General features: G+C 43.2%; 17 protein-coding genes and 1 pseudogene. 11 read left to right on the top strand and 7 right to left on the bottom strand.

All coding sequences use genetic code 11. The annotated features are described in order from the left end of the window. Positions 1-313 precede the first annotated feature (313 nt). Entirely contained in the window at positions 314-739 is a 426-nt protein-coding gene (locus tag RXX31_RS00405) for a universal stress protein (RefSeq protein ID WP_317587130.1), read from the top strand. A 97-nt stretch (positions 740-836) separates the two neighbouring features. Here the strand turns inward: RXX31_RS00405 and RXX31_RS00400 are convergent, their stop codons facing one another. Continuing rightward, on the bottom strand, positions 837-2963 hold the full coding sequence (locus RXX31_RS00400) for a bifunctional 2',3'-cyclic-nucleotide 2'-phosphodiesterase/3'-nucleotidase (RefSeq protein WP_317587129.1): 2127 nt from the start codon (positions 2961-2963) through the stop codon (positions 837-839). 381 nt (positions 2964-3344) lie between these two features. Here RXX31_RS00400 and RXX31_RS00395 point away from each other — a divergent pair. Further along, positions 3345-3608 (top strand): annotated as a pseudogene (locus RXX31_RS00395) (potassium transporter); the annotation flags it as partial. 86 nt (positions 3609-3694) lie between these two features. Here the strand turns inward: RXX31_RS00395 and RXX31_RS00390 are convergent. Next, complete coding sequence (locus tag RXX31_RS00390) at positions 3695-3988, bottom strand: hypothetical protein (protein WP_317587128.1); 294 nt, start codon at positions 3986-3988, stop codon at positions 3695-3697. Between the two features lie 430 nt (positions 3989-4418). Here RXX31_RS00390 and RXX31_RS00385 point away from each other — a divergent pair, with 430 nt between their 5' ends. Both RXX31_RS00385 and RXX31_RS00380 read left to right on the top strand, forming a co-directional pair. After that, positions 4419-6884 carry a glycoside hydrolase family 3 C-terminal domain-containing protein gene (locus RXX31_RS00385; protein ID WP_317587127.1) on the top strand — a complete coding sequence of 822 codons (2466 nt, stop codon included), beginning with the start codon at positions 4419-4421 and terminating at the stop codon, positions 6882-6884. Positions 6885-7138: 254 nt separating this feature from the next. Continuing rightward, positions 7139-8143, top strand: a complete 1005-nt coding sequence (locus RXX31_RS00380; protein WP_317587126.1) for a helix-turn-helix transcriptional regulator — start codon at positions 7139-7141, stop codon at positions 8141-8143. Between the two features lie 109 nt (positions 8144-8252). Here the strand turns inward: RXX31_RS00380 and RXX31_RS00375 are convergent, their stop codons facing one another. Together RXX31_RS00375 and RXX31_RS00370 are read right to left on the bottom strand one after the other, a co-directional pair. Continuing rightward, the gene (locus tag RXX31_RS00375; RefSeq protein ID WP_317587125.1) at positions 8253-9605 is read right to left on the bottom strand and encodes an alpha-amylase family protein; all 1353 of its coding nucleotides are present in this window, start codon (positions 9603-9605) and stop codon (positions 8253-8255) included. A gap of 632 nt (positions 9606-10237) precedes the next feature. After that, positions 10238-11395: an iron-containing alcohol dehydrogenase gene (locus RXX31_RS00370; protein WP_317587124.1), complete on the bottom strand. Its 1158-nt coding sequence runs from the start codon at positions 11393-11395 to the stop codon at positions 10238-10240. A 169-nt stretch (positions 11396-11564) separates the two neighbouring features. Here RXX31_RS00370 and solA point away from each other — a divergent pair, with 169 nt between their 5' ends. Together solA and RXX31_RS00360 are read left to right on the top strand one after the other, a co-directional pair. Then, the gene (gene solA / locus RXX31_RS00365; RefSeq protein WP_317587123.1) at positions 11565-12689 is read left to right on the top strand and encodes an N-methyl-L-tryptophan oxidase; all 1125 of its coding nucleotides are present in this window, start codon (positions 11565-11567) and stop codon (positions 12687-12689) included. A gap of 268 nt (positions 12690-12957) precedes the next feature. After that, complete coding sequence (locus RXX31_RS00360) at positions 12958-14088, top strand: 5-methyltetrahydropteroyltriglutamate--homocysteine S-methyltransferase (RefSeq protein WP_317587122.1); 1131 nt, start codon at positions 12958-12960, stop codon at positions 14086-14088. Positions 14089-14160: 72 nt separating this feature from the next. Here the strand turns inward: RXX31_RS00360 and RXX31_RS00355 are convergent, their stop codons facing one another. Both RXX31_RS00355 and RXX31_RS00350 read right to left on the bottom strand, forming a co-directional pair. Next, positions 14161-14397 carry a thioredoxin family protein gene (locus tag RXX31_RS00355; RefSeq protein WP_317587121.1) on the bottom strand — a complete coding sequence of 79 codons (237 nt, stop codon included), beginning with the start codon at positions 14395-14397 and terminating at the stop codon, positions 14161-14163. A gap of 9 nt (positions 14398-14406) precedes the next feature. Then, the gene (locus RXX31_RS00350; protein WP_317587120.1) at positions 14407-15408 is read right to left on the bottom strand and encodes a permease; all 1002 of its coding nucleotides are present in this window, start codon (positions 15406-15408) and stop codon (positions 14407-14409) included. Between the two features lie 298 nt (positions 15409-15706). Between RXX31_RS00350 and RXX31_RS00345 the strand changes: the two genes are divergently transcribed. Continuing rightward, positions 15707-15886: a hypothetical protein gene (locus tag RXX31_RS00345; protein ID WP_317587119.1), complete on the top strand. Its 180-nt coding sequence runs from the start codon at positions 15707-15709 to the stop codon at positions 15884-15886. 145 nt (positions 15887-16031) lie between these two features. Beyond that, positions 16032-18122, top strand: coding sequence for a sodium:proton antiporter (locus RXX31_RS00340; protein WP_317587118.1), 2091 nt, complete (start codon positions 16032-16034; stop codon positions 18120-18122). 60 nt (positions 18123-18182) lie between these two features. On the opposite strand, the gene alr is transcribed toward RXX31_RS00340, so the two are convergent. Next, positions 18183-19262, bottom strand: coding sequence for an alanine racemase (gene alr / locus RXX31_RS00335; RefSeq protein ID WP_317587117.1), 1080 nt, complete (start codon positions 19260-19262; stop codon positions 18183-18185). A gap of 1080 nt (positions 19263-20342) precedes the next feature. Here alr and dgcN point away from each other — a divergent pair. The 3 genes from dgcN to RXX31_RS00320 are packed head-to-tail and all read left to right on the top strand — an operon-like array spanning position 20343 to position 23189. After that, a complete protein-coding gene (gene dgcN, locus RXX31_RS00330; RefSeq protein WP_317587116.1) occupies positions 20343-21347 on the top strand; it encodes an N-acetyltransferase DgcN in 1005 nt (334 codons plus the stop codon). Further along, the gene (gene dgcA, locus RXX31_RS00325; protein ID WP_317587115.1) at positions 21347-22321 is read left to right on the top strand and encodes an N-acetyl-D-Glu racemase DgcA; all 975 of its coding nucleotides are present in this window, start codon (positions 21347-21349) and stop codon (positions 22319-22321) included. The genes dgcN and dgcA overlap by 1 nt, the downstream gene beginning before the upstream one ends. Before the next feature lie 10 nt (positions 22322-22331). After that, entirely contained in the window at positions 22332-23189 is an 858-nt protein-coding gene (locus RXX31_RS00320; protein ID WP_317587114.1) for a D-amino-acid transaminase, read from the top strand. The last annotated feature ends 129 nt before the right edge of the window (positions 23190-23318 follow it).

Below are 23318 nucleotides of genomic sequence, written 5' to 3'. Positions count from 1 at the left end.
TCAAGCGTTAATTATTGGTGAATAAAACACAATCACAAATATCCTCTTCCGTCTCAGTCTTAATACAGTTTAAAGTGTTTTCGCCATAACTCCCGTCAATATGTCAGAATCATCGAGATTCTCATTTACCCCCTCATAAAGTCACGACCCTTTAAATTAATGAGTGACCAATCAACACAGCCAGAGCACGCCAACTTATTACTTTTATTGAGGTTTATTTACATCTTTAGCTGGTTTCGCGATCTTGTCGACACAATTTTTTGTCAAGCCATACTATGCTTAGAGTGAATATAATCCACTTAAGGGCGTGGTTATGAAATACAAACATATCCTTGTCGCACTGGAGCTTGCTGATGAAAGCACAGTGCTGATTGATAGAGCAGTAGAAATGGCAAACTACCTCGACTCCGATATCTCTTTTATCCATGTAGATGGTACACATGGTGAAATCTATCGAGAGCTCGTGGATATCAAAGAAAATCCAGATCAAAGGCCGTTGAATGAGCACTCTATGGAGTGTTTGAAAACGTTCAGTGAATACATGGACTATCCACTGAAGCACTTCTTTGTGGGTACCGGTGACTTGGCAGACAAGCTAGAGACAACCATCAAAGAACAAGAAGTCGATCTGTTGATTTGTGGCCACCATCAAGACCTGTGGAGCAAACTTATCTCCTACTCAAGACACTTAATTAATAAGTCTCCGGTCGATATTTTGGTTGTGCCAATTCACGATTAAGCTTCTGTCAATCAGATACGACATCCCATATAAAGCAAAAGCCGATAGTGAATGACTATCGGCTTTTTAGTATCGACGTTAAAATAAAGACTCAGCCTTAATTAAAGGTGAAGGTGTACACTCTGAAGCCGGTATTATCACCAACATCACCGACTTCATCAGTGAAGGTGATAGCTTGCAAGTCTTGGGCAAAACCTTCACCTTCTGGTGATGATAAGAACTTCACTTTAATTCCTGCTGCTAAACCAATTAGAGAGAAGTTTTGTGCATTTTCAAATCGGTGTAACGGCACTTCTTCCGGATAAGACTCAGCTAACTCGTTCAAATATTGATCAACCAATTCACGATTAGAGTAAGCACCATCCTCATAGACCAATTCTGCGTTATCCACACCTGGAATCCAATTGTTTGACGCTCGATAGTTATTGGTAACGACGTATACCACTTGACTATCGGCCAGTACTTCACCGCCATATGAGATATCGCTAATGCGGCGGAAATCTCCCTCTGGATTTAATTGTGGCAGGTTATCTGGACCATTAATTAACTCACCGTTGTTATCAACCAGATAACGAGGCGGCTGGCTAACGTCGATAGTGTAATTCAGAGCAACCGAATTACCTTCTGCGTCCCAGCCACCATAGAACACGTCGAAATTGTAACTGCGGAACATTTGGTGTAATAGGTAATCACCATCGTTGGCAACCGTTTGATATTGCTGCGAAGCGATGGTTTCTAGCCATTCTTTCACATCAGCAACGGTCAGTTTTAGAACCGCTGGCGTGTTGTTATCAAAAACATATAAATCTGCCACGCTAGCGTTAGTCAACTCAGTGCCATCAATGTTCGTGTAATCAAGCGCACCACCACGACCTCCTTTAAAAGGAGCAGATACCGACAGTAGAATCCCTCCGGTTTCCATCTCCAATGTGCCGTCTGTGGTAATTTTTTTACCCCAGTTAAACTGTGCTTCATTCACAATCTGAACAGATAAATCTGGCTCTATCGCCGAGAAAAAGCTGTTAACTTTTTGTTCAATTTGAAGAATTGGTGTCTGCATGAATTCAACCGTACCATCGTGATCGTCCTGAACTGCCTGCACAACATCACTTGCTACAATACTTTTATCTTCAAACAAAGAACGTAATTCTGTGCGGCTTGATTCGTGGTTCACCGACCAAGACTGGCCTTCATCCTTCGTTTCCAGAACCAAATCAATCACACCCACGTGATTGCCCCAATAACCCGGCATCACCGCAGGCTTGCCAAATATTTTGCCCGCGGGTGCATCTACGCCTTCCATGCCATCGTAGCTGTTACTTGTGGTTGGGAAATTGTTGTGGTCGTGGCCGAACATAACTGCATCGATACCATCAATATTGGCAATTTGCCACGTCGCATTGTCCATAAATGGAACATCTGTATCGCCGCCAGTAAGACCTGTATGTGATATCGCGACGATGACATCTGCTCCATCTTGTTTCATTTTCTCAACGTAGTAGGCCGCCGTCGTCTTAATATCTGAGACTAAAACTTCACACTCCAGATGTTTTTTATCCCAGCTTATGATATTGGGTGGAGTAAAACCAATCACACCAACTTTCACCGAATAAGTCTTACCGTCATCCGCAATAAAATCTCGGTCAAGTATTCGATATGGTTCAAATGCAGGTTCAGCCTGTTGTAAAAATTCTGCATCAATTCTTGGTTCACAAGATTGAGAATCAAAACTATCGGGAGTTACTAACGTTTCATCGTATTTGAATACGTTTGCAACAACATAAGGAAAGTTAGCTCCCTGAATGGCGGCGTTTAAATATTCTAAGCCGTAGTTAAACTCATGATTACCAATGTTTGCAGCATCATAATCCAGCAAATTCATAGCTTTATACACAGCATGACGGTTCTGAGCTATGTAGTCGACACCCAAGTTCGCCATGTAATCTGCCATTGGACTTCCTTGAATTAGGTCGCCATTATCAAACAACATGCTATTGGTAACTTCTTCACGAACTTGACGAATGACAGGCGCTGTACGAGCAAAACCATAATCCTGTTGTCCCGTATTGCTGAAGTAGTTATAAGGCATCATGTTGCCGTGTAAATCCGTTGTTTCCATCAATCGTAAGTCAATCTTCACCATTTCCGTGTGGTCATCGCTTGAACCTCCACATCCAACCAACGCAACGGCAATAGCAGTTGTAAGGGCTAATTTTGTCGACATCTTCATTGTTTCCTCAAGAATTAGATTAAAAGCTCGAGTATAGTGGCGTTAACGTATGACGTTTTAATTGGAGATTTATTACTGATTTATGTAAGTGAAATCTTTGGATAAGCTAATGAATTGACACTTAAGCTTGTATCTAATTAGGTTCTGTTTTTTACCGAAGAATACAGCCGCTTTTGGGGTGAGATTAGGGTTTATTTGGACCGATTTTGAAACTAGCTAGGTTTCATTTTTTGCGTTAGATTTTGTAACTATGCACAACGTAATTGATTCCTATATCAGACAGGTAGCTGTGCCTCACATAACTGAGTTACCAGCAAGGATTCCTATGATAAATAAAAAAGTACTGATTCTCTTTGCTCACCCTTCTCAACATTGACGTACAAACGCGTCGAGGAACGTAAATCAGAACTACTTTACAAAGCCTGGGAAGACGACTCGGAAGGAAAACGTTTTGATAACAACTATCGCCTGCTGTTTATTCAGTTAGAAGAGAAAATGGCGGAGGAAATGGCGAGAGACCGCCACGATAACCTTTCCCGTTCAGAACGCGGTTGGACACCACCACCAAAAGAGTACGCGGAGAGCTTTGATGGCGAGAACGTTCACGAGCTACATTTACCAAAAGAAGAACCCAAATAAATTAAAAGGTTAATGAAAAAAACCTCCCTACTACAGGGAGGTTTTAAATATTTAGAATACCACTACACGCTTACTAATAGAGCAAATTACATAAGATCATTCATTAAAGTCTCATATTCTTCACTCGCTTCCTCAACTAAATGAGAAAGCTCTCTAGCGTCGGAAACCGCAAGCTTAAACTGCCAAGGAGCCGCGTTGTCTTTACCGCAGATTCGCGTCTCGTTGCCACGGCTTTCAAAAGACAAATCGTCAAACGCGGTCGAGTGACACTCATGAAGTTCGACGATTTCGACTTTTAATTTACCGACTGGGTTTACTTCTATATGCGCGTGTAAATCCGGGCGTCTGGATAAACAATAGTCTCGATGAACTGCAATCATAGCCGTCTCCTTGTGCCTGCCGATTCAACAATAAGTGTAGGTGAACAGATATGACTGTGGGGTGAAATAATGGTTAAGATTGATCTGTCTCATCAGATCAATCAAGTTTTCTCACAATTACAGAACTCGGCATGAAACTCTCCGACACCTCGGTCAATAAAGGCTAAACGCTGTCATTTCTCCCCTCCCCTTGCCGCTGCCAACTTATCGCTGTGGAAAACACACTTAACGTAAGACACAGTTGCTAACAATCTAAATTGGCATAAACATCACATTCCTCAACACTTCTCCAAAATGCAAAATATTTCTCCGAAATGCAAAGTGTCAACGCGCTTAAATCTTTAAAGTCATTTGTCAGAACCATCTTACAACGCAGTTCTTAGGTTCATTAGGTAAGAAACCTCAAATAACAATAAGGAAACCCTAGTCTATGTCTGACTTTAAAACTCTACCGAAATTAATCACCGTTGCTGTCGCGCTGGGCTTAGCGGGCACGGCAACGGCTGCAAACGATAAAGACAACCTACAAATTCAGGACAGTGGCATCAAGTACACGAAGAAAGCTGAGTCGATGCTGAAAAAACTGAGTCTGAGTGAAAAACTGGATATCCTATCCGGTCCGGGTATGGATTTAACTACTTATCAAGGTCAGGACGCGATCAATCTGGATCCTGAAAAAGATGTCACAGGTGTAGCAGGCTACATCAACGGTGTTAAAAACAAGAAATTGGATATTCCGGCAGTGAAACTTGCTGACGGCCCAGCAGGCTTGCGAATCCAACCAGAACGTGAAGGTGACAGCAACACCTATTACGCAACCGCGTGGCCAATTGGCTCTTTGCTCGCTTCGACATGGGATACCGAACTGGTTCAAGAAGTTGGTCAAGCGGAAGGTAATGAAGTAAAAGAATATGGTGTCGACTTTTTGTTAGCGCCAGGGATGAACATCCAACGTAACCCATTACTGGGACGTAACTTTGAGTACTATTCTGAAGACCCGATTTTATCGGGTAAAATTGCGGCGGCAATGGTAAATGGTCTTCAATCCAATAATATTGGTGCGACAATCAAACACTATGTAGCGAACAATGCGGAAACAAACCGATTTTTCAATAACACCGTTGCCGACCCACGAACCCTGCGTGAAATTTATCTGAGAGGCTTCCAGATCGCAGTAGAAGATGCGCAGCCGTGGGCGCTCATGAGCTCATACAACTTAGTTAATGGCACATACGCGAACCAACGTAAAGATCTGATGACTGATATCCTTAGAGGAGAGTGGGGCTTTAAAGGCTTGGCAATGTCAGACTGGTTTGCAGGTAACGTGGCTGGGCTAGCCACTGATTTCAGCAGCCAAGTTGAGGGCGGACGAGATGTAGAATCAGCCGCGAAGCAAGTTAAAGCTGGCAACGATTTGATTGAACCAGGCGGTGTAAAAACGGATCTTCTTAACTCGTATAACAACGGTACGCTAACACTAGAACAAATCGATAACAGCGTTGTGGCTATTCTCGCTCAAGTTCAGAAAACCCCTTCTTACAATAATTACAACTACTCCGATGCACCGGATCTAGACGCTCACGCTGAATTGGCAAGACAAGCGGCTGCAGAGGGTATGATTCTGCTTAAAAATACCGATTCAGCCCTTCCACTTGCATCAGGAAGTAAAGTGGCGTCATTTGGTACGACACAAATAAATACCTTTAAAGGTGGAACAGGTAGTGGTGATGTTAATGCCGCCTACATTCAGAACATTGCTAGCGGATTGGCTGAACAATTTGACATCAATGATGGTTTAGTATCGTTCTTTAGCGATTATTGGGATACCAACAAGGTACCTAATCCCGCTTTATTCGCGTCTGGTTTTGTCATTGAAGAACCTTCGGTTTCGGCAACACCGGCACTACAAGATTTAATTGCCGCAGCAGCAGAGAGTGATGATGCGGCTGTCATAACCATTGGCCGCCAGGCTGGTGAAGGCGGTGACCGAACTCCAACTCGAGGTGATTACCTCCTTGCAGATGAAGAACTGGAAATGATTGATGCCGTCTCGGCTGCGTTCCACGCTCAAGAAAAACCTGTCACTGTCGTACTTAACGTGAATGGCGTTGTTGATACCACAGAATGGGCAGAAAAAGTGGACTCTATCGTTCTTGCCTACATGGGTGGACAGGAAACGGGTAATGCCGTCGCTGATATACTGTCAGGTGCCGTTAACCCAAGTGGTAAACTTGCGCAAACTATGCCAGTAAACTACGCAGATGTTCCATCAGAAGTTCCATCAGAAGGAAACTTCCCGGGTGCTGATACCGATGATGACGGTTTAGCAGATACATCGGAATATAACGAAGGTATCTACGTCGGCTACCGCTATTACTCTTCGTTTGATAAGGCTCCGGCATACCCATTTGGTCACGGCCTGTCCTACACTAACTTCGAGTACAGCAACCCAACTATTGTCACCAATACGTTGGCGAAAGGCGGAGCTGAAGGCTCTATTACCATCAGCGCCACAATTACCAATACCGGTAGTGTTGCAGGTAAAGAAGCGGCTCAAGTTTATGTGACAGCACCTGAAGTCAAGCTGAAAAAACCAACCATTGAGCTAAAAGCATTTGATAAAACAGGCCTATTGGATGCTGGTGAATCAGAAACGCTGACATTTGATATTCCGGCTAAAATACTTGCTAGTTTTGATGCAGAAAATGACCAATGGATTGTTGAACAAGGCGCTTACACCGTATATGTCGCACCGTCTTCAGATGTGACTGGTACCGAAGCACCATCAGTACAATTTACTGTGGGCAGTGAAATCGTTGTAAGTAAAACAACGCCGGGCGCACTCGCACTGGAGGACGGTATTGCTAAAGAAGATTTTATAACCATTACGGAATAAATCACACCTACTGAAGAAAAGCCCGAATTCATTTCGGGCTTTTCTTGTTCAATTGACATCAACACTGTTGAGTTAAATATCACTATACGAATAAAAATATGATCTCGATTCCTATTTTTTCACGGAGTAAAATATATTTTCAGCCGGAGATCACTAATTCATTTTTTCATTAAGGAAAAATCACAGAAGGGATATAACATGTTTAGTTAATGGTTAGGTTTTGTTCATTTATAATATAAATAAAAGGACGAATAATGAATGGCAGTGTATCTAATGTATTAACATCTGCAATGCTTCAACAGCTATCTGTATTAGGCCATGATAAAGATAAAGTCATACAGAGTTGTGGTATTAACAGATATGAACTTAATAAAAAAAATGGCAGGATCTCTTCATCTGCTCATTACGCTCTACTTGAAGCATTTATGCCATACCAAAGCCGATTCTTTAAAGACTCTGGATTAGAGGGGATGTACTCACTATTTCCAGAGCTGTTTAGTCTATGTATCAACGAGTTTTCTGCAAAATCTGCCATTAATAGCTTTATTCAGTACCGCTCGGTCGTCGGAAGCTGTGATCAGTGTGAAGTAGAAGTAGACAAAGATACCATGAAGATAAAGTATACGGATACTGGACCGAATAAAATGATATCCAGCGCGTTATCAAACTTTGTCTTTATTCGCGATATTATTAGCCAGTATATTTCTGATGGAAAATACGAGATAGGTTTAACTCATACGAGTCTGATTCCGCATCATACCGTAAATGAAAAGCTCGTTACGAAATGTTTGTTTGGTCAAAACGAAAATTACTTTATTGTAAAGTCCCCTAAAATTCATCAAAAAAATAAATTTTTTAACGAAAACCTTTATAATCTGCAAAAGAAAAATTTAAATAAGATAAACAATGATATTAATCAAAGTAAATTTTCATTTATTGTTGAAGACATTGTGAGCACTTTAGTCTCTGAACAACAGCTGTTTTGTGACCAAAAAATTTTGGACTATGTTTGCGACACATTAAAGATGAGCCGTTGGACACTCAATAAAAAGTTAACCGTAGAAAACACCTGTTTTACCGATATTTTTAATAAGGTTCGCTTAGATAAAGCCGTCAAGCTTCTCACGGAAACCAATAAAAGTATGAACGAGATCAGTGAACTGACCCGCTTCTCTTCTCAGTCGGTTTTTTCCAGATTCTTCCGAGCGCATACGAATATGTCGCCCAATCAATACCGGAAACAAGTACAACCTATTTAGACAAAAATAGTTAACTCACTCAGTAAACATATTCTTCTACCGGGTGATTACACAGCGTAATAAGCTTGTTTAACGCCTTGATAATTCGACGTTAAACAAGCGAAAGTGACTACAACTGAGCCAAAAGTAGCATGGAGGATTTAGCGGGTACTTTGATCTCCTCGTTGGATGGGATAGATATCCCGGTCATCATATCTAACCAGTTTCCCTCTGTTGCAAGCGACAAAGATTGTGGACGAGACGATTTATTAAGGATCACTATCCCCTTGTCCCCACGTTCTAACACCAACATGTCGTCATTGCCTTCCAGGACCGTCATAGGTTGACCATGAACCGCATTATGGAACTTAATCATGGTTGCCATCCTAGGATCACACCATGCCCCTTTCCATCTTGGTTTACCATTTGTGCCTTTAATACCACTCGTGTCTAAGTCTGTGTAAATCAAAGGAACGCCGCCATCTCGGCCCAATATATACGCGTACGCCAGCCATTCGTCTTCTTCGTCCATAACCAAGTCGAGGAATACATCATTATTTGGAATGTCGTGCGTCACAACAAACGTGATGGCTCTTCCCGGAGACAGTGCCTGACCAAAACAATACGGGTCGATCAACGACTTAAAGCTGCCTGTTTTAGAAAACGCTTTAAATATGGTGGTAAACAACGGGAAGTCATAGGCCCCTAAACGTGTTTCTTGTAAATATGGTTCCAGAAAAATCTGATACTCTTCAACTGTCGCCCCACCGTCGGTGATGATCTCGCCGAAAATGTGCACATCTCGGGTAATGTCATCGGTCCAAACGAGCTTAAGATGCTCAAGAGTCATATGTTTGGCCGCATCAATGCGAAACCCTTTTACACCAATCTTTTTCAGTGCTTTTAAATAGGCTCGCTGCTGCTCAACAACATGATCACACACTTTTAGCGTCGGCAAACCAGGATCGGCCGGCCCACCAGTAATTCGGCCATTTTGTACTTGCCATTTATCTTTCCAGTTTTTGATACCAAACGCTTTAGCAAAGTCCTGTTCGGTAAAAAGCGGCTCAGATAAATTCCCAAACAGCTTGAGATTCTTGTACTTCTCTGGGTTCTGCTGGTATTCCTCTAAAATCTTTTGACTTGGATACTGTAGATCTTGGCGCATATGCGCTTCATTCGCCATATGGTTGAATACAACGTCTGCATATACGAACACGCCAAACTTTTCCAGCGCCTGAACCATATGGATAAAGTCTTGAGTGTTACCGAGAGCATTATCGATAACACGGTAATCTTGCGGCTGATAACGCTGCCACCAGCGTTCATCGTTAGCACTTTTCATTGGTGGAGAGACCAGAACAGAACCATAGCCTAGCTCATGGATCTCTTTCGCACGTCGGGCAATATCAGCATACTTCCAATCAAAAGCATGCAGAATGACATTTGCACCAGCTGATTGTATTTCCTGTAAGCCACTCATGTTTTTTCTCCTACTCGCTCCACTTACCTGTTGCTGATTGTTTAGTTTTCGATTCATCGTAAGCGGATTCAATAGTAAAAATTATAAGTGCTATCTCGAGGAGCCCCTCACCCTTTGAAGCTTTACTCAAGGATGAAAATAAAGGCGTACTGCCTACTCCTTTCCGGAACATCAAGGCTTACTTCACCCTTTACCGTGTGACAGCCCTTATAAAAAACCTCCCCAAAAACCAATAATCCATTGTTTTATCTATAAATTATAATTTTATAAATAAAAAGCTTATATACGCCCTGATTTTGTTACTCTCGGTACAACAAGCATTTTCTATCCTCTAGACAACAAAATTTCAACAAAAAGAATCTGGACGCTGGATCACATTCGGGGAGAAAGAAAACAGCTAATAAATAGAGTAAATTAAGCATAATTCAGGCCAAACAAGCAGAGAAACAGAGTTTTTTACTTTAGCATTTTAGAGTAACGCTCAAGGATGATCGGTGAGTGATTTTGAAAGTTCAAATCAAATCCTGGGAGGAAAGTGTCTGGAGTGAGAGTACCTCCTTAGAAAGTCTAAGGAAGTACTGAGTGACCTGAACTTAGGTTAAGTTGTTATACCTAGCACATTAAATAAGCAATTACAGAGCGAGCTTTAATATCTCCACAGCGTCCTCTGGAGTGATATCTTTGTGCTCACCCATCGTCAGCATGCCGTGTTGAGTCAGCTTTTCTTTCACAGCAGGTATGTCTTTCTCACCCAAACCATAAGCGGAAAGCGTGGTTGGATTGCCCATTAAAGTAAAGAATTCTTCTGTTTTTTGAATTGCTGCATCAATTTGCTCGTCTTCTGTGCCTGAGGTGATGTTGAAGACACGTTGGGCGTATTGCAGCAATTTGCCACGTTTTTGTTCTTTTTTGTATTTCCACATTGCAGGAAGAACGATCGCTAATGTCTGCGCATGATCCAATCCATAAAGCGCGGTCAGCTCATGACCAATGCCATGCGTTGCCCAGTCAGTTGGAACGCCACACTTCAATGTGCCATTAAGTGCTATCGTCGCAGTCCACATCAGGTTTGCGCGTACTTCGTAATCATTGGGGGTTTCAAGCGCCAACGGGCCATCTTCCAATACATTAAGTAACAGGCTTTCGGCAAAGCGATCTGACACTTTGGCATTCACCGGGTAAGTCAGATATTGCTCCAAAATATGCACAAAGCTATCGACAGCACCATTTGCAATTTGTCGTGCTGGTAGAGAATAGGTGGTTTCTGGATCAAGGATAGAGAAGGCTGGACGAACATGCTCAGAGCCAAACGACAGCTTATCCTGAGTTTCTGCTCGGGTAATCACGCCGTTTCGGTTCATTTCAGAGCCTGTCGCAGGCAACGTCAGCACACAGCCTAACGTTAAGGCGCTTTCGACACAGCTTCCCCCCGTCGCGATAACGTCCCAGTAATCCCCTTCATAACAGGCAGCAGCACTAATAAACTTACTACCATCAATAACGGAACCGCCACCAACAGCAAGAATGACATCAATATTTTGCTCCTTAGCGATTTCGACTGCTTTAACTAAGGTCTCGTAATGTGGGTTGGGTTCGATTCCACCAAACTCAAATACCGTGTATCCATCGAGAGCAGCCATAACTTGCTCATATACGCCGTTACTTTTGATGCTGCCGCCACCATAAGTAACCAGAATTTTGCTACCAGGTGGCAACTCTTCAGTAATCGTTGAGATTTGACCTTTGCCAAAGTGGATTTTAGTTGGGTTGAAGTAGGTGAAGTTGTTCATATTGCTTCCTGGGAATCGATGTATTGTTTTGGCTATTGATAAATCGTCAACGATTCAGGCACCAGAAGTCAAGGGCTATCGACGTTGACATTCATGTTAATACTGTCTTTTCAATCAATGGAAATATGATAGAGTCCCAACAGCTTTACATAACGTTAACGGAGTAATGATGCAGTACGATGTGATTGTTGTCGGTGCAGGATCGATGGGTATGTCCACAGGCTACTTTCTAGCTAAACAAGGGAAAAAAGTACTACTTCTTGATGCTTTTGATCCACCCCATTCTCACGCCAGTCACCATGGTGAAACTCGCATTATCCGCCATGCTTACGGAGAAGGTGAAGAATACGTACCATTGGCGCTCCGAGCACAACAACTGTGGGGAGAGTTAGAACAGCTAACAGGCAAATCTTTATTCCTCAAAACGGGTGTGCTTAACATTGGTGACGAACGCTCACCTTTTATCTCTATGCTTATCGCCAGTGCAGAAAAATATCAGCTCCCGCTCGAAATTTTACCTGCTGATGAGGCTAACCAACGCTTCGAAGGCCTTAACCTGCCACCTGAGTATATCGGTTGTTTTGAGTCGACATCGGGTGTGCTTAGAGTGGAAGATTGCATTCAGGCATACCGTGATCTCGCCCTTGCTCACGGCGCAACACTGCTTACACACCATAAGGTATCTGGCATTGAACGCCTTGATGAGGGAGTCAGCGTTACAGCAAACGGCAATACATTTCAGGGTAAGAAATTGGTCGTCTCCGTTGGTGCATGGTCAAACGACCTGCTGGATATGCTAGACATAAAGCTCCCTATCAGCCCTATACGCAAAACCTTTGCCTGGTATAACGCACCAGAGGGACTTTACGGTGAAGGGACTTTCCCTGCCTTTTCCTTTGTGACGCCAGAGGGCATCTACTACGGGTTCCCAAGTATTGATGGTGCAGGATTAAAAATAGGCCGCCATGATTTAGGCGAAGACCAAGATCCTAATGCAGACATCACGCCTTTTGATAGCAAAACCGATGCTGCAGACCTGCAACAACTGCTTGATAAACACATGCCTAACGTCGAATCACTGAAATTCGGTAAAACCTGCATGTATACCCGAACGCCCGATGAAAACTTCATTATCGATAAGCATCCACGTAATGACAATATCGTGCTCGTTTCTGGATTTTCTGGGCATGGATTTAAATTCGCCAGCGTGATCGGAGAAGTTGTTGCGGATATGGCCGTTGATAACCCTGCTAAGTTCAACTTATCTCTTTTCTCTGTTGACCGTTTTAACTAGTCCTACCGCAACAGAAACAACTATCGACGAACGTATATATGGTTGTCTCTGGCAACCATATTCCACTATAAGCCAGTTAGTATAAACCTCAAAAGTTATCACTCTTCAATAAGATGGTATCTCACTACCCTCTCAGCACAATACACCAGCAACTTGAAATAATTTCATATACAACATGATGAAACTGCAATTGAGCTCAAGGGATGTTAGAGCGAATATTCGAACATCTAGACATGCTCATGTCTTGTGTGAATCTTGAGGTAACCAGATGTCAGTTCAAAGCTATATTAACCCGATCACTACGCCATTTTATGCCGATCAAGTCGGCAGCTTACTACGCAGTGAACCACTGAAAAAAGCTCGCTTACAAAAACAGAATAACGAAATCACCGCAGAGCAGCTCATTGAAGTACAAAGAGAAGAAACCCGTAAACACGTAGAGAGCCAGAAGCAAGCGGGTCTTAAAGCGATCACCGATGGTGAATACTCTCGCGCTTGGTGGCATTTTGACTTTTTAGAAGGATTGAATGGCGTTGAAGGTTATACGCCGGAAACACCACTAAATTTTAAAGGCACCAAACCTAAAACTCACAGTATCAGGGTTATCGATAAGGTAAGCTTTTCTGACGATCACCCATTCCTTGCAGATTTTGAATTTCTCAACTCGCTGCTGGATCCGAAAGAGCACATTGCCAAGCAAACCATCCCAAGTCCGAACATGCTGTTCCTGCGCGCTAAAAATGTAGCGGGCTACTATAACGAGACAAACAGCGAACTCTTTATCAAAGACTTAATCAACGCATATCAAGATGCGATCCAAGCCTTTTACGATAAAGGGTGTCGCTACCTTCAACTCGACGATACCGCATGGGCATCTTTCTTCTCAGAAGACGGAGTTGAAGGGATCAAAGCACTGGGGTATGAAACCGAAGAACTGCTTGATATTTTTGCAAATCTTTTAAATGAGTCCATCAAGAACAAGCCTGAAGATATGCTGATTACCATGCACATCTGTCGCGGCAACTTTCAGTCTACCTACTTTGGTTCTGGTGGTTATGACGCTGCCGCGGAAACGATTTTCGGCAAGCTAAATGTCGACGGCCTGTTTCTGGAGTTTGATGACGAACGTTCTGGTGGGTTTGAACCACTTAAACACGTTACAAGGAAAGATTTGTTTATCGTATTAGGGTTGGTGACTTCCAAATCGCCTGAGCTGGAGCCAAGTGAGTACATTCAGTCACGCATAAAAGCAGCAACTCAATTTATTCCACTCGAACAACTGCGTTTAAGTCCACAATGTGGTTTCGCTTCTACAGAGGAAGGCAATATCCTTACGGAAGAAGACCAATGGAACAAACTAAAACACGTTGTAGAAATCGCCGAACAAGTGTGGAACTAACTATCGTCAGTCTGGCTAGGTCTGTAGCGATAAACCCAAAGTGCCGATGATTTCATCGGCACTTTTTTACCCTCAGGAAGTGACCCAGGACTGAACTTTATCTGCTTGAGGAATGCTACCAGAATGCACCACCTCTTCATCCATCACCACGGCCGGTGTAGACATCACGCCGTAGTTCATGATGGCTTCCATATCTGTGACTTTCTCCACTTCAACATCAACGCCTTGCTCCGCCGCGACTTTTTCAATCAAGTTCGCTGTATTAACGCATTTCGCGCAGCCGGAACCCAGGACTTTAAATACTTTCATGTTCGTCTCCTAAAATTGCCACACTGGTAAATTAAATATCCATCCCATCAACGTAAACGCTAGTAATAACATGCCGAAAAGCATACCAAGAAGCCGCCACTGCATGACTTGCTTTAGCATCACAAATTCTGGGACACTGGCCGCGACGGTACTCATACAAAACGCCAATGTTGTACCAATTGGCAGCCCGTTTTGAATTAAGCTTTCCATCACAGGGATCACACCAGTCGCATTCGAATAGAGAGGTATGCCAATAACTACCGATGCTGGAACCGACCACCACTGACCCGACCCTAAATGTGTTTCTATCCAACCATCAGGAACAAAGCCGTGCAAGCCCGCTCCAATACCAACTCCAATAAACACCCACTTCCAAACACGGCCTACGATCTCGAGCATCTCTTGTTTGGCAAAGGTGTGTCGCTCTGACAGCGTTATCCCTGTGCTCTGATTGTTATTTTGCGCGCCATGACTCTGTTGAAGATTTTTAGCGTTGCGCATCGCCTTTGATGCCAGTGGCTGCAACCAACGCTGTGCGCCGATCACATCGAGGAGCCAACCGCTCACTATCCCTATCAGCATCCCTATCACAACGTACATAACGGTGAACTTCCAGCCAAGTAAACTGAATAGCAACAACACCGCGATTTCGTTAATCAAGGGAGAGGTAATCAAGAAGGCCATAGTGATACCAATTGGGATGCCAGCAGAGGTAAACCCCAAAAATATCGGAATGCTTGAACAGGAGCAAAACGGAGTGATCGCGCCAAAAAAACTCCCCGCCAGATAGCCAAACAGTCTTTTTTTTCCTGCTAGATAATGCCGTACTTTTTCAACATTTAATGATGCTCTAAAAAGAGCGATCACATAAATCATAACGACCAGCAGCACTAAGATTTTACTGACATCTTCAATAAAGAAGTGTATCGCATCCGCGAATTTAGTCTCTGGTTGTAAAGAAAAAAGCTGGTAAGTCATCCAGTCAGCGAGATGGGTAAAAACCTCAAACATATCGGATCCTTATACTTACTACGATGACCAGTCTAAGCCTCGATTCTGTAAGTAAGCCAACAGCTCTAGACAAGGTACTCTCATACCTTGGAAGATAAGTTCTTTTACTCTAATTCTAGCCTATATCTCTAAGTTAACTTCAATTAGAAGGCGTATTTCATGGTTCTTTTTCACTCTTTGGTAACAGGGGTTTATTTGTCTTGTTGGATGGAAAACTCTAAGTTGAAAGCTTAAATATCGCTATCACTCAATCCTTAGCTATAGTTAGTCACAGATACAGCCTTGAAGGAGTTGTAAAATGAACAATCAAGCAAACCCAAAAGATAAAAGTAACTGGGCGATTGGTGGCGGAACACTACTTGGCTTGGGGGTCGGAATGGTCTTTATTCAGCATTCAGCGCTCGCGTTTGTTGGCTGTCTGATTGCCGGAATAGGGATGGGGTTAATTATTGCGGCCGTCATTAGTTGTAAAAAGTAAATAACTGCAGAAAGTAAATCCCCTCTCTGAAATGATAAACCGATTAGGAACATTGGGTACTTTTCAAATTAATCAGGAATCTTAGCCAAAGATGAACCATTATTAATTCATAGGCTTAGCGCAACCAATAAGACGTCCAGTAAGTATGAATGTTCCTGACATTTTCATATCATCGATCTTAGGTATCGTACTGTTAATTACAGTATCTGTGGCGTCGTCCCTTTTGGCAAAGGCGTTGCGCGTCCCCTTCCCCATTGTTCTGGTCATTTCTGGCGTTTGCCTGACCCTACTTCCAGAATTGCCAGCTGGCATCAGTATCTTTTACGAACCCGATATTGCAGAGAAGACCATCTTATTTGTCTTCTTACCCTTATTGGTGTTTGAGGCCGCCTATAAATTTGATTTCGCTAAATTCACCGCCAACTGGGCCGCGATTATGATAATGGCCATTCCCGGCGTCATGTTCTCAACGTTAGTCATAACGGCGACGCTTGTTTTCATTGGTATTTTATCACCTCAGACAGCTCTAATACTTGGGATTATTCTAAGTGCCACCGACCCTAGCGCTACGATTGCCATTTTCAAGGAATCCGGCGCGCCGAAAGATCTCATCACGATTGTAGAGGGAGAAAGTTTGTTTAATGATGCGACCGTGATTGCCGCATATAAAATAGCGGTGCTGATTTTCGCCATGAACTTAACCCCGTCAGCAATGGTACTAACTGGGCTATGGCAATTTGCTTGGGTCTTTCTAGTCGGTGCACTTTGCGGCTACATTACCGGACATTTACTTCTGTGGTTGATGAAAGCACTGCCCGACGATCCTTATATCGAAATAAGCATTAGTCTTATCACGGCAATTGGATGCTTTGTCGGTGTTGAACAATTTATCCATGCCAGCAGTATTGTCGCTTTGACTATTTGCGGTTTGGTCTTGGCAAAAAATACACCATTGCCGATAAGTAATGAGTCCAATCAGTATCTAAATAGCTTCTGGACCTACTTATCCGATCTCGCTAAAGCCATGATTTTTATACTGGTGGGGTTGTGGCTAAACTTGGAACTGATCGCGTCGCACTGGTTAAACACTCTGCTGGTGATCATCAGCATGCTTGCATCGAGAGCAGGCTTTGTGTATTGGATATTGCCATTTTTCGGTCGACTTCGCCGCCTGTCCTACTCTCTTCCTCGCTCATACCAACACATATGCTTATGGGGAGGATTAAGAGGCGCAGTAACGCTGGCACTTTCAATATTGCTAATTACAGACACCTCATTATTTGCTATCGAAGAACGAGAAACCATGTTGGCCGTTGCAATGGGTGCGGTGTTCTTTACCATTTTGATTCAAGGGCTGACCTTGTCACCTCTTGCAAGTCGGTTAAAACTGGATGAAACCAGCATTGAAGAGAAGATTACAAAGAAAGAGCTTATGTTATCGGCGATGAAAGCCAGTGAGAAAGTGTTAGCACATCTGGCTAAAACACCGTTAGCCGACAGCGGTGCTCCTGATGAAATCATGCAATCACTTAAATCACATGTGGATGAAGAAAAACGCAACTTGCGTCATCTCTATACCACTGAAGTGGACACAGAAAGTTTGTATAAGAAACTCATTATGGAAGGGTTGAGTATCGAGAGTGAATACCTCTACTTACTTTATGATCAGGGCTTGATCTCAATGGAAAGTTATCAAAAGCACAGAGAGTTTTTTGAGCAACAAATGGATGCGGCTCGACATAAATATCAACATCCAGCCACTCAAACTACTCATCAGCGATGGCTGAGACGCGCGCTTGATAAATGGTCACATAAGCCAACATCCGATGTATCCACTCAATACGAGCTCGCATGGTCTCGATTGCTGACATCCGATTTAACGCTTATCGAGCTTAAATCGCTGCTAAACGACTACCCCGTGGAACCCGCGTTGAAGCAACAAGTTCTGCAGGTTTGGGAGTCTTGGCGTAAGCAAAGCGCAGACAGTGCAAATAAGCTGGATAAAGCTTACCCGGTGATTACGGCCACAGCCCATAGGAAATGGCTACATCACATGCTGAATACGGTTCAAAAAGCACACCTCGAGAAGTTTGTTAGACAACGTCTGATCAGTGAGTCGGACAAAGAGCAGATCGTGAAACAGCTGATGTATAGCACCTCATCCTTTTATCAGGACTCCGTCGATAACATTCGAGCTGACCATCGTTCAACCCACTCTAATGACGATGCGAAGTAATAATCTCAAACTAAGCCCTGTACATAGCCATAGGCTCGTACCAAACAGCGCTGTTCACTATTAAACTTCGACGTACGTTTTACGAACTCGTTTGGTTAATTTGATAACGAGCTCATATGGAATGGTACCGATATGTTTCGCAACGTTTTCAATCGGTAAATTGTCACCCCAAAACTCGACATTATCTCCGACAGCATCACTCGCATCAGGCCCGAGATCCACAGTAAGCATATCCATAGAGACACGACCAGCGATAGGAACCATTCGTCCGTTGATGTATACAGGCGTACCTTCAGGAGCATTTCGCGGATAGCCATCCCCGTACCCCATCGCAACAACACCAATATAGGTATCGCGGTCTGAGGTCCAGCTTTCCCCATAGCCAACAGGTTGGTTTGCGCTATGTTTACGAATCGCAATGAGCTTTGAGTTCAGCGTCATCGCACAGCGCAATCCATGATCCCGCCCCGTTTCATTTTCATTTGGACAGATACCATAGAGCGCAATACCTGCTCTCATGTAATCTAAGTGAGAGTCGGACCAGTACAGTATTCCTGCCGAGTTTGCCAAAGTTTTAGGCCCAGGGTAATTGGAGGTTTGCGACCGAAACAGCTCGATCTGCTTTTGTGTCGCAGGAGAAGATAAGTCGTCAGCACAGCTAAAGTGGCTCATAAACCCAACTGGACCGGCAAGTTTATTCGTCGCTTCAATTTGTCGAACATAGTCGCTGAGTTCGCAAGGATGGACGCCCAAACGGTGCATCCCAGTATCCAGTTTAAGCCAGACGGTAAGAGGTTTAGTGATATCAGCCTGTTTAAGATCTTCCAACTGCTCTTTACAATGAATCGCAGTGTGAAAACCTTCGCGAGAAGCGGTTTCTAGATCCGCTTTACAAAAACAGCCTTCAAGAAGAAGTATTGGCTGTTGAATGCCTTCACTTCTGAGCTCTAACGCTTCTTCGATACGAGATACAGCAAACATGTCGGCTTGCGTGAGCGTTTTTGCGGTTTTTACTGCATTATGCCCGTATGCGTCACCTTTGATAACAGCGACAACAGATTTATCAGCGCATTTCTTTTTAAGTACATCGTAGTTATCACTAAGTGCTTTTAGATTGATAACAGCTTCAGCAGTGATCATTAACTCTTTCCTAGTCATATACCAACCGGAACAAGCCTTTAATCATTCTTGTTAGTTAAAATCGTTGTTGGTCAGGCAATAGATTAAGTAATAAGAATAACGAGTTACTTCAATCTCTACCTTGCTCTAAGCGATTTCCCAACGCAATGATCTGACTATTTCCTCATCCAGATTGGTAGTACATTTCTTCCATGGCAACTCAGCAGACTTCGTTGTTAGTCGGGACGAAATCTGCTGCGCTGGTTAATAACAGTTCTAGTTCTTCTTACTCGATATTTGTTCAGTCTCTTTGCATAAGTTTTCCAAGTCATTCAATAGACTTAAGACAAATATGCGTAAAGAAAACACAGCAATATACAGGCCATCTTAGATTCACTGTTCTTTTTAGCACATAAAATCAACCAGTAAGATTTTTACAGCTAGATAATCTAGATAAAAACCTCTTGGTATCAGCTCCGAACGAGAATAATAGGGCCTATATATTATTTCGATATGATTCAAAATATCAGATTAATATATAAAAGCAAGCACCACATAAACCATAAAATAAACAAGGATATACAGGAGTGTAATTTAGATAAAAATCTAATAATTCGCACCAATATCGAACAATATGTATTACTTTGGTGCAACAAAGTTAATTTTTAAAAATATTATGAAATTTGCCATGGAAAATTGCACGGCAAATATTGAGATAGATCACACAATAGAATTATCCACAAATAAAATAAATCTTGGTATAAATGACCACGGGAAAGGCAAAGCTATATTTTATAGATAAGACGTGGATTTCACTTAGTAATAAAACAATCTGTTACCGACATAGACTTAAGCCTCACTTAAACCCATTAATAAGGCTATAATTAGAATATTATAAAAAACATGAACAATGCATAAATATGCAAAAATATAGAAGCCAATGAATAATTAGTGCGTATTTTTGAGTTTCATTGCTTATAATTTAAATATAATCAGCTAACAATTGATGTTGCTGTCACGAATTTTGCACTGTATTTTGTATTAAGGAGCGATATTTAAAGCTAGTGCAACACCCAATTTACGACATGGAGTTAATGCAAGATGGAACTTAAACAACCTTATCTATTATTTTTAGGCGATGCCGCAGATGCTTTAGCAGCGAAAGTGGCTCAAGGAATCAAAACGTGGCGTCCAGAATACTGTGTCGGTCAATTACGTCTGGAAGGCTGCAATGCGGATGTTGGCCTTGAAGATTTAAATGTAGCTCAAGCTGTTGAAGCGGGGGCTAAAACTTTAGTCATTGGCGTCGCGAACCGAGGCGGTGTGATCTCTAAAGAGTGGATTTCAGTCCTGACCGAAGCACTCGAAGCCGGTATGGACATTGCGGCAGGTTTGCACAATAGATTAAACGACATCCCAGAGCTGGTTGAGAGTGCAAAGAAAAATGGCTGTCGCCTTTTTGATGTTCGCTATCCAACACAAACCTACCCCGTTGCAAACGGTAAGAAACGTTCGGGTAAACGCTTACTAACCGTGGGGACAGACTGCTCTGTAGGTAAAATGTATACCTCTTTAGCAATTGAAAAAGAGATGAAACAGAGAGGCATCGATGCCGATTTTCGCGCGACGGGTCAAACGGGTATTCTGATTACAGGTGATGGCGTGAGTGCAGACTGTGTTGTAGCCGATTTTATTGCCGGCGCTATCGAAACCATCGCTCCGGAAAATGCTCCACAACACTGGGATGTCATTGAAGGTCAGGGATCGTTATTCCATGCTTCATTTGCTGGCGTCACCACTGGTCTAATTCATGGCTCGCAAGCAGACGCTTTAGTTTTATGTCATGAGCCAACTCGTACTCATATGCGTGGCCTGCCTGATTATCCACTACCCGATATCAAAACCTGTATGGAAGCCAATATTGCTACGGCTAAACTCACTAACCCGAATGTCCAGTTCGTTGGTGTATCCATCAACACATCGGGAATGACTGAGAGCGAAGCGCTGGAATATATGGATAACGTCGAGTCCGAAGTGGGCTTGCCCGTTGTCGACCCATTCCGTCAAGGCGTCGCACGTATTGTAGATAAATTAGCGGAGCTGTAATGAAGGTTAGTCTTTACACTAAAAGTTGGCCTATTCTGGGGAGTTTTACTATCTCTCGGGGGAGTAAAACTCATGCAGAAACCATCATTGTTGAAATTGAGCATCAAGGTATGACAGGACGTGGAGAATGCGTCCCTTATGGCCGTTACGGAGAGTCAATTCAAAATGTGCTAGCGGAGATAGAAAGCGTTATTCCTAAAATTGAATCAGGGATTAGCCGCGAAGATTTACAACCGCTTCTTCCATCAGGCGCAGCGCGTAATGCCGTCGACTGTGCTTTGTGGGATTTGGAGTGCAAGCAATCTGAACAATCCATCTGGGATAAAGTCGATGTGGTCGCAGACAAACTGACCACAGCGTACACCCTCTCCTTAGATACGCCGGAAAATATGGAAAAGAAGGCAATAGAGCATTCTCATCGTCCACTGCTTAAGTTGAAGTTAGGTGGTCCGGATGATCTAGAGCGCGTTCAAGCCGTTCGTCGCGGCGCACCAAACTCTGCAATCATTCTTGATGCCAACGAGGCATGGACAGTAGAAGCTTACAAGCAGCTCATACCTGAACTCATAAAGCTGAATGTCTCGATGATTGAGCAGCCATTTCATGCAGATGAAGACCATGTGCTGGATGATCTTGAGCGTCCTATCGCCATTTGTGCCGACGAATCTTGTCATGATCGAATGAGTCTGAAAAAAGTCATTGGTCGCTATGACATGATCAATATAAAACTCGATAAAACGGGCGGCTTGACCGAAGCGTTAGCACTCAAAGAAGAAGCTGAATCGGCGGGGTTACGTATTATGGTTGGCTGCATGGTGGCCTCTTCATTAAGCATGGCACCAGCATTTGTCGTCGCGCAGGGTGCAGAAGTTGTCGATTTAGATGGCCCGCTATTGCTCAGTGAAGATATCGAAAACGGCTTTGAATTTAAAAATAATTCGATGCTGCCTTTCCACAGCAAATTGTGGGGATAAGGGGAAAAGAATGGAACGAATTGTATACCTCAATGGAAAATATCTTGCTGAAAGTGAAGCAAAGGTTTCAGTATTTGATAGAGGATTCCTTTTTGCAGATGCGGTGTATGAAGTGACCGCAGTATTAGATGGCAAGTTGATTGATCACGAAGGTCACCTTGCACGCTTAGAGCGCTCATCTAAAGAACTGGGGATAAAAATGCCAGTCACTGGCGAACAGTTGATGGATATTCAACGCCAGCTGATCGAAAAAAATGGCTTAGTCGAAGGGGGGCTCTACCTCCAACTGACGCGTGGTAACGAAGGCGATCGTGATTTTTCTTACAGCGAAGATATTGAGCCGACACTGGTGCTGTTTACTCAGTCACGCAACCTCATCGATAGCCCGAAAGCTCAAACGGGCATCAAAGTTATTTCGTTTGATGATATTCGCTGGCGTCGTCGTGATATTAAAACGACCAGCTTGCTACCAGCATGTTTGGCGAAACAGGTCGCTCACGATGCCGGGGCAGAAGATGTTTGGCTGATTGAAGATGGCCATGTCACTGAAGGTGGCTCAAGTAACGCATATATCGTCACCCAGGATCATGTGCTGGTCACTCGCCCGCTGAGCAATGATATTCTCCACGGTATCACACGTGCATCATTAATGACGCTCGCTAAAGAACTGAACTTAACCATTGAAGAGCGGTTCTTCACCATCGAAGAAGCTTATGTGGCGAAAGAAGCGTTTATCAGCTCGGCAACGACATTTGTCTGGCCTGTTGTGGCAATCGATGACAAACCGATTGGAAGTGGGAAACCTGGAGAAATCGCATCAAGGCTGCGCGATATTTACATTAAGACATCCAAAGAATTAGCGGTTTAATTTCATTGTACAGATCAACCATTGTGGCCAAGTAATATTGGCCACGGTTGAACGGTAGCGTCATGAAATACCCGGAAACAGTACAAGAAACACCGCTAACCGGGCAGCCCTTTGAAACGTTGAGTTAGT

Source organism: Vibrio sp. EA2 (assembly GCF_033042495.1).
In the GTDB taxonomy this organism is placed as follows: Bacteria; Pseudomonadota; Gammaproteobacteria; order Enterobacterales; family Vibrionaceae; genus Vibrio.
The sequence above is the reverse complement of the archived record's forward strand: the minus strand, read 5'-3'. Positions and strand labels throughout refer to the sequence as shown.

Excerpts from the sequence above, each read along its gene's own strand:
- RXX31_RS00380 (WP_317587126.1), top strand. The coding sequence starts at position 7,139 with ATGAATGGCAGTGTATCTAATGTATTAACATCTGCAATGCTTCAACAG.
- RXX31_RS00400 (WP_317587129.1), bottom strand. The coding sequence starts at position 2,963 with ATGTCGACAAAATTAGCCCTTACAACTGCTATTGCCGTTGCGTTGGTT.
- solA (WP_317587123.1), top strand. The coding sequence starts at position 11,565 with ATGCAGTACGATGTGATTGTTGTCGGTGCAGGATCGATGGGTATGTCC.
- RXX31_RS00390 (WP_317587128.1), bottom strand. The coding sequence starts at position 3,988 with ATGATTGCAGTTCATCGAGACTATTGTTTATCCAGACGCCCGGATTTA.
- alr (WP_317587117.1), bottom strand. The coding sequence starts at position 19,262 with ATGATCACTGCTGAAGCTGTTATCAATCTAAAAGCACTTAGTGATAAC.
- RXX31_RS00360 (WP_317587122.1), top strand. The coding sequence starts at position 12,958 with ATGTCAGTTCAAAGCTATATTAACCCGATCACTACGCCATTTTATGCC.
- RXX31_RS00350 (WP_317587120.1), bottom strand. The coding sequence starts at position 15,408 with ATGTTTGAGGTTTTTACCCATCTCGCTGACTGGATGACTTACCAGCTT.
- RXX31_RS00385 (WP_317587127.1), top strand. The coding sequence starts at position 4,419 with ATGTCTGACTTTAAAACTCTACCGAAATTAATCACCGTTGCTGTCGCG.
- RXX31_RS00345 (WP_317587119.1), top strand. The coding sequence starts at position 15,707 with ATGAACAATCAAGCAAACCCAAAAGATAAAAGTAACTGGGCGATTGGT.
- dgcN (WP_317587116.1), top strand. The coding sequence starts at position 20,343 with ATGGAACTTAAACAACCTTATCTATTATTTTTAGGCGATGCCGCAGAT.
- RXX31_RS00405 (WP_317587130.1), top strand. The coding sequence starts at position 314 with ATGAAATACAAACATATCCTTGTCGCACTGGAGCTTGCTGATGAAAGC.
- RXX31_RS00370 (WP_317587124.1), bottom strand. The coding sequence starts at position 11,395 with ATGAACAACTTCACCTACTTCAACCCAACTAAAATCCACTTTGGCAAA.
- dgcA (WP_317587115.1), top strand. The coding sequence starts at position 21,347 with ATGAAGGTTAGTCTTTACACTAAAAGTTGGCCTATTCTGGGGAGTTTT.
- RXX31_RS00355 (WP_317587121.1), bottom strand. The coding sequence starts at position 14,397 with ATGAAAGTATTTAAAGTCCTGGGTTCCGGCTGCGCGAAATGCGTTAAT.
- RXX31_RS00375 (WP_317587125.1), bottom strand. The coding sequence starts at position 9,605 with ATGAGTGGCTTACAGGAAATACAATCAGCTGGTGCAAATGTCATTCTG.
- RXX31_RS00320 (WP_317587114.1), top strand. The coding sequence starts at position 22,332 with ATGGAACGAATTGTATACCTCAATGGAAAATATCTTGCTGAAAGTGAA.
- RXX31_RS00340 (WP_317587118.1), top strand. The coding sequence starts at position 16,032 with ATGAATGTTCCTGACATTTTCATATCATCGATCTTAGGTATCGTACTG.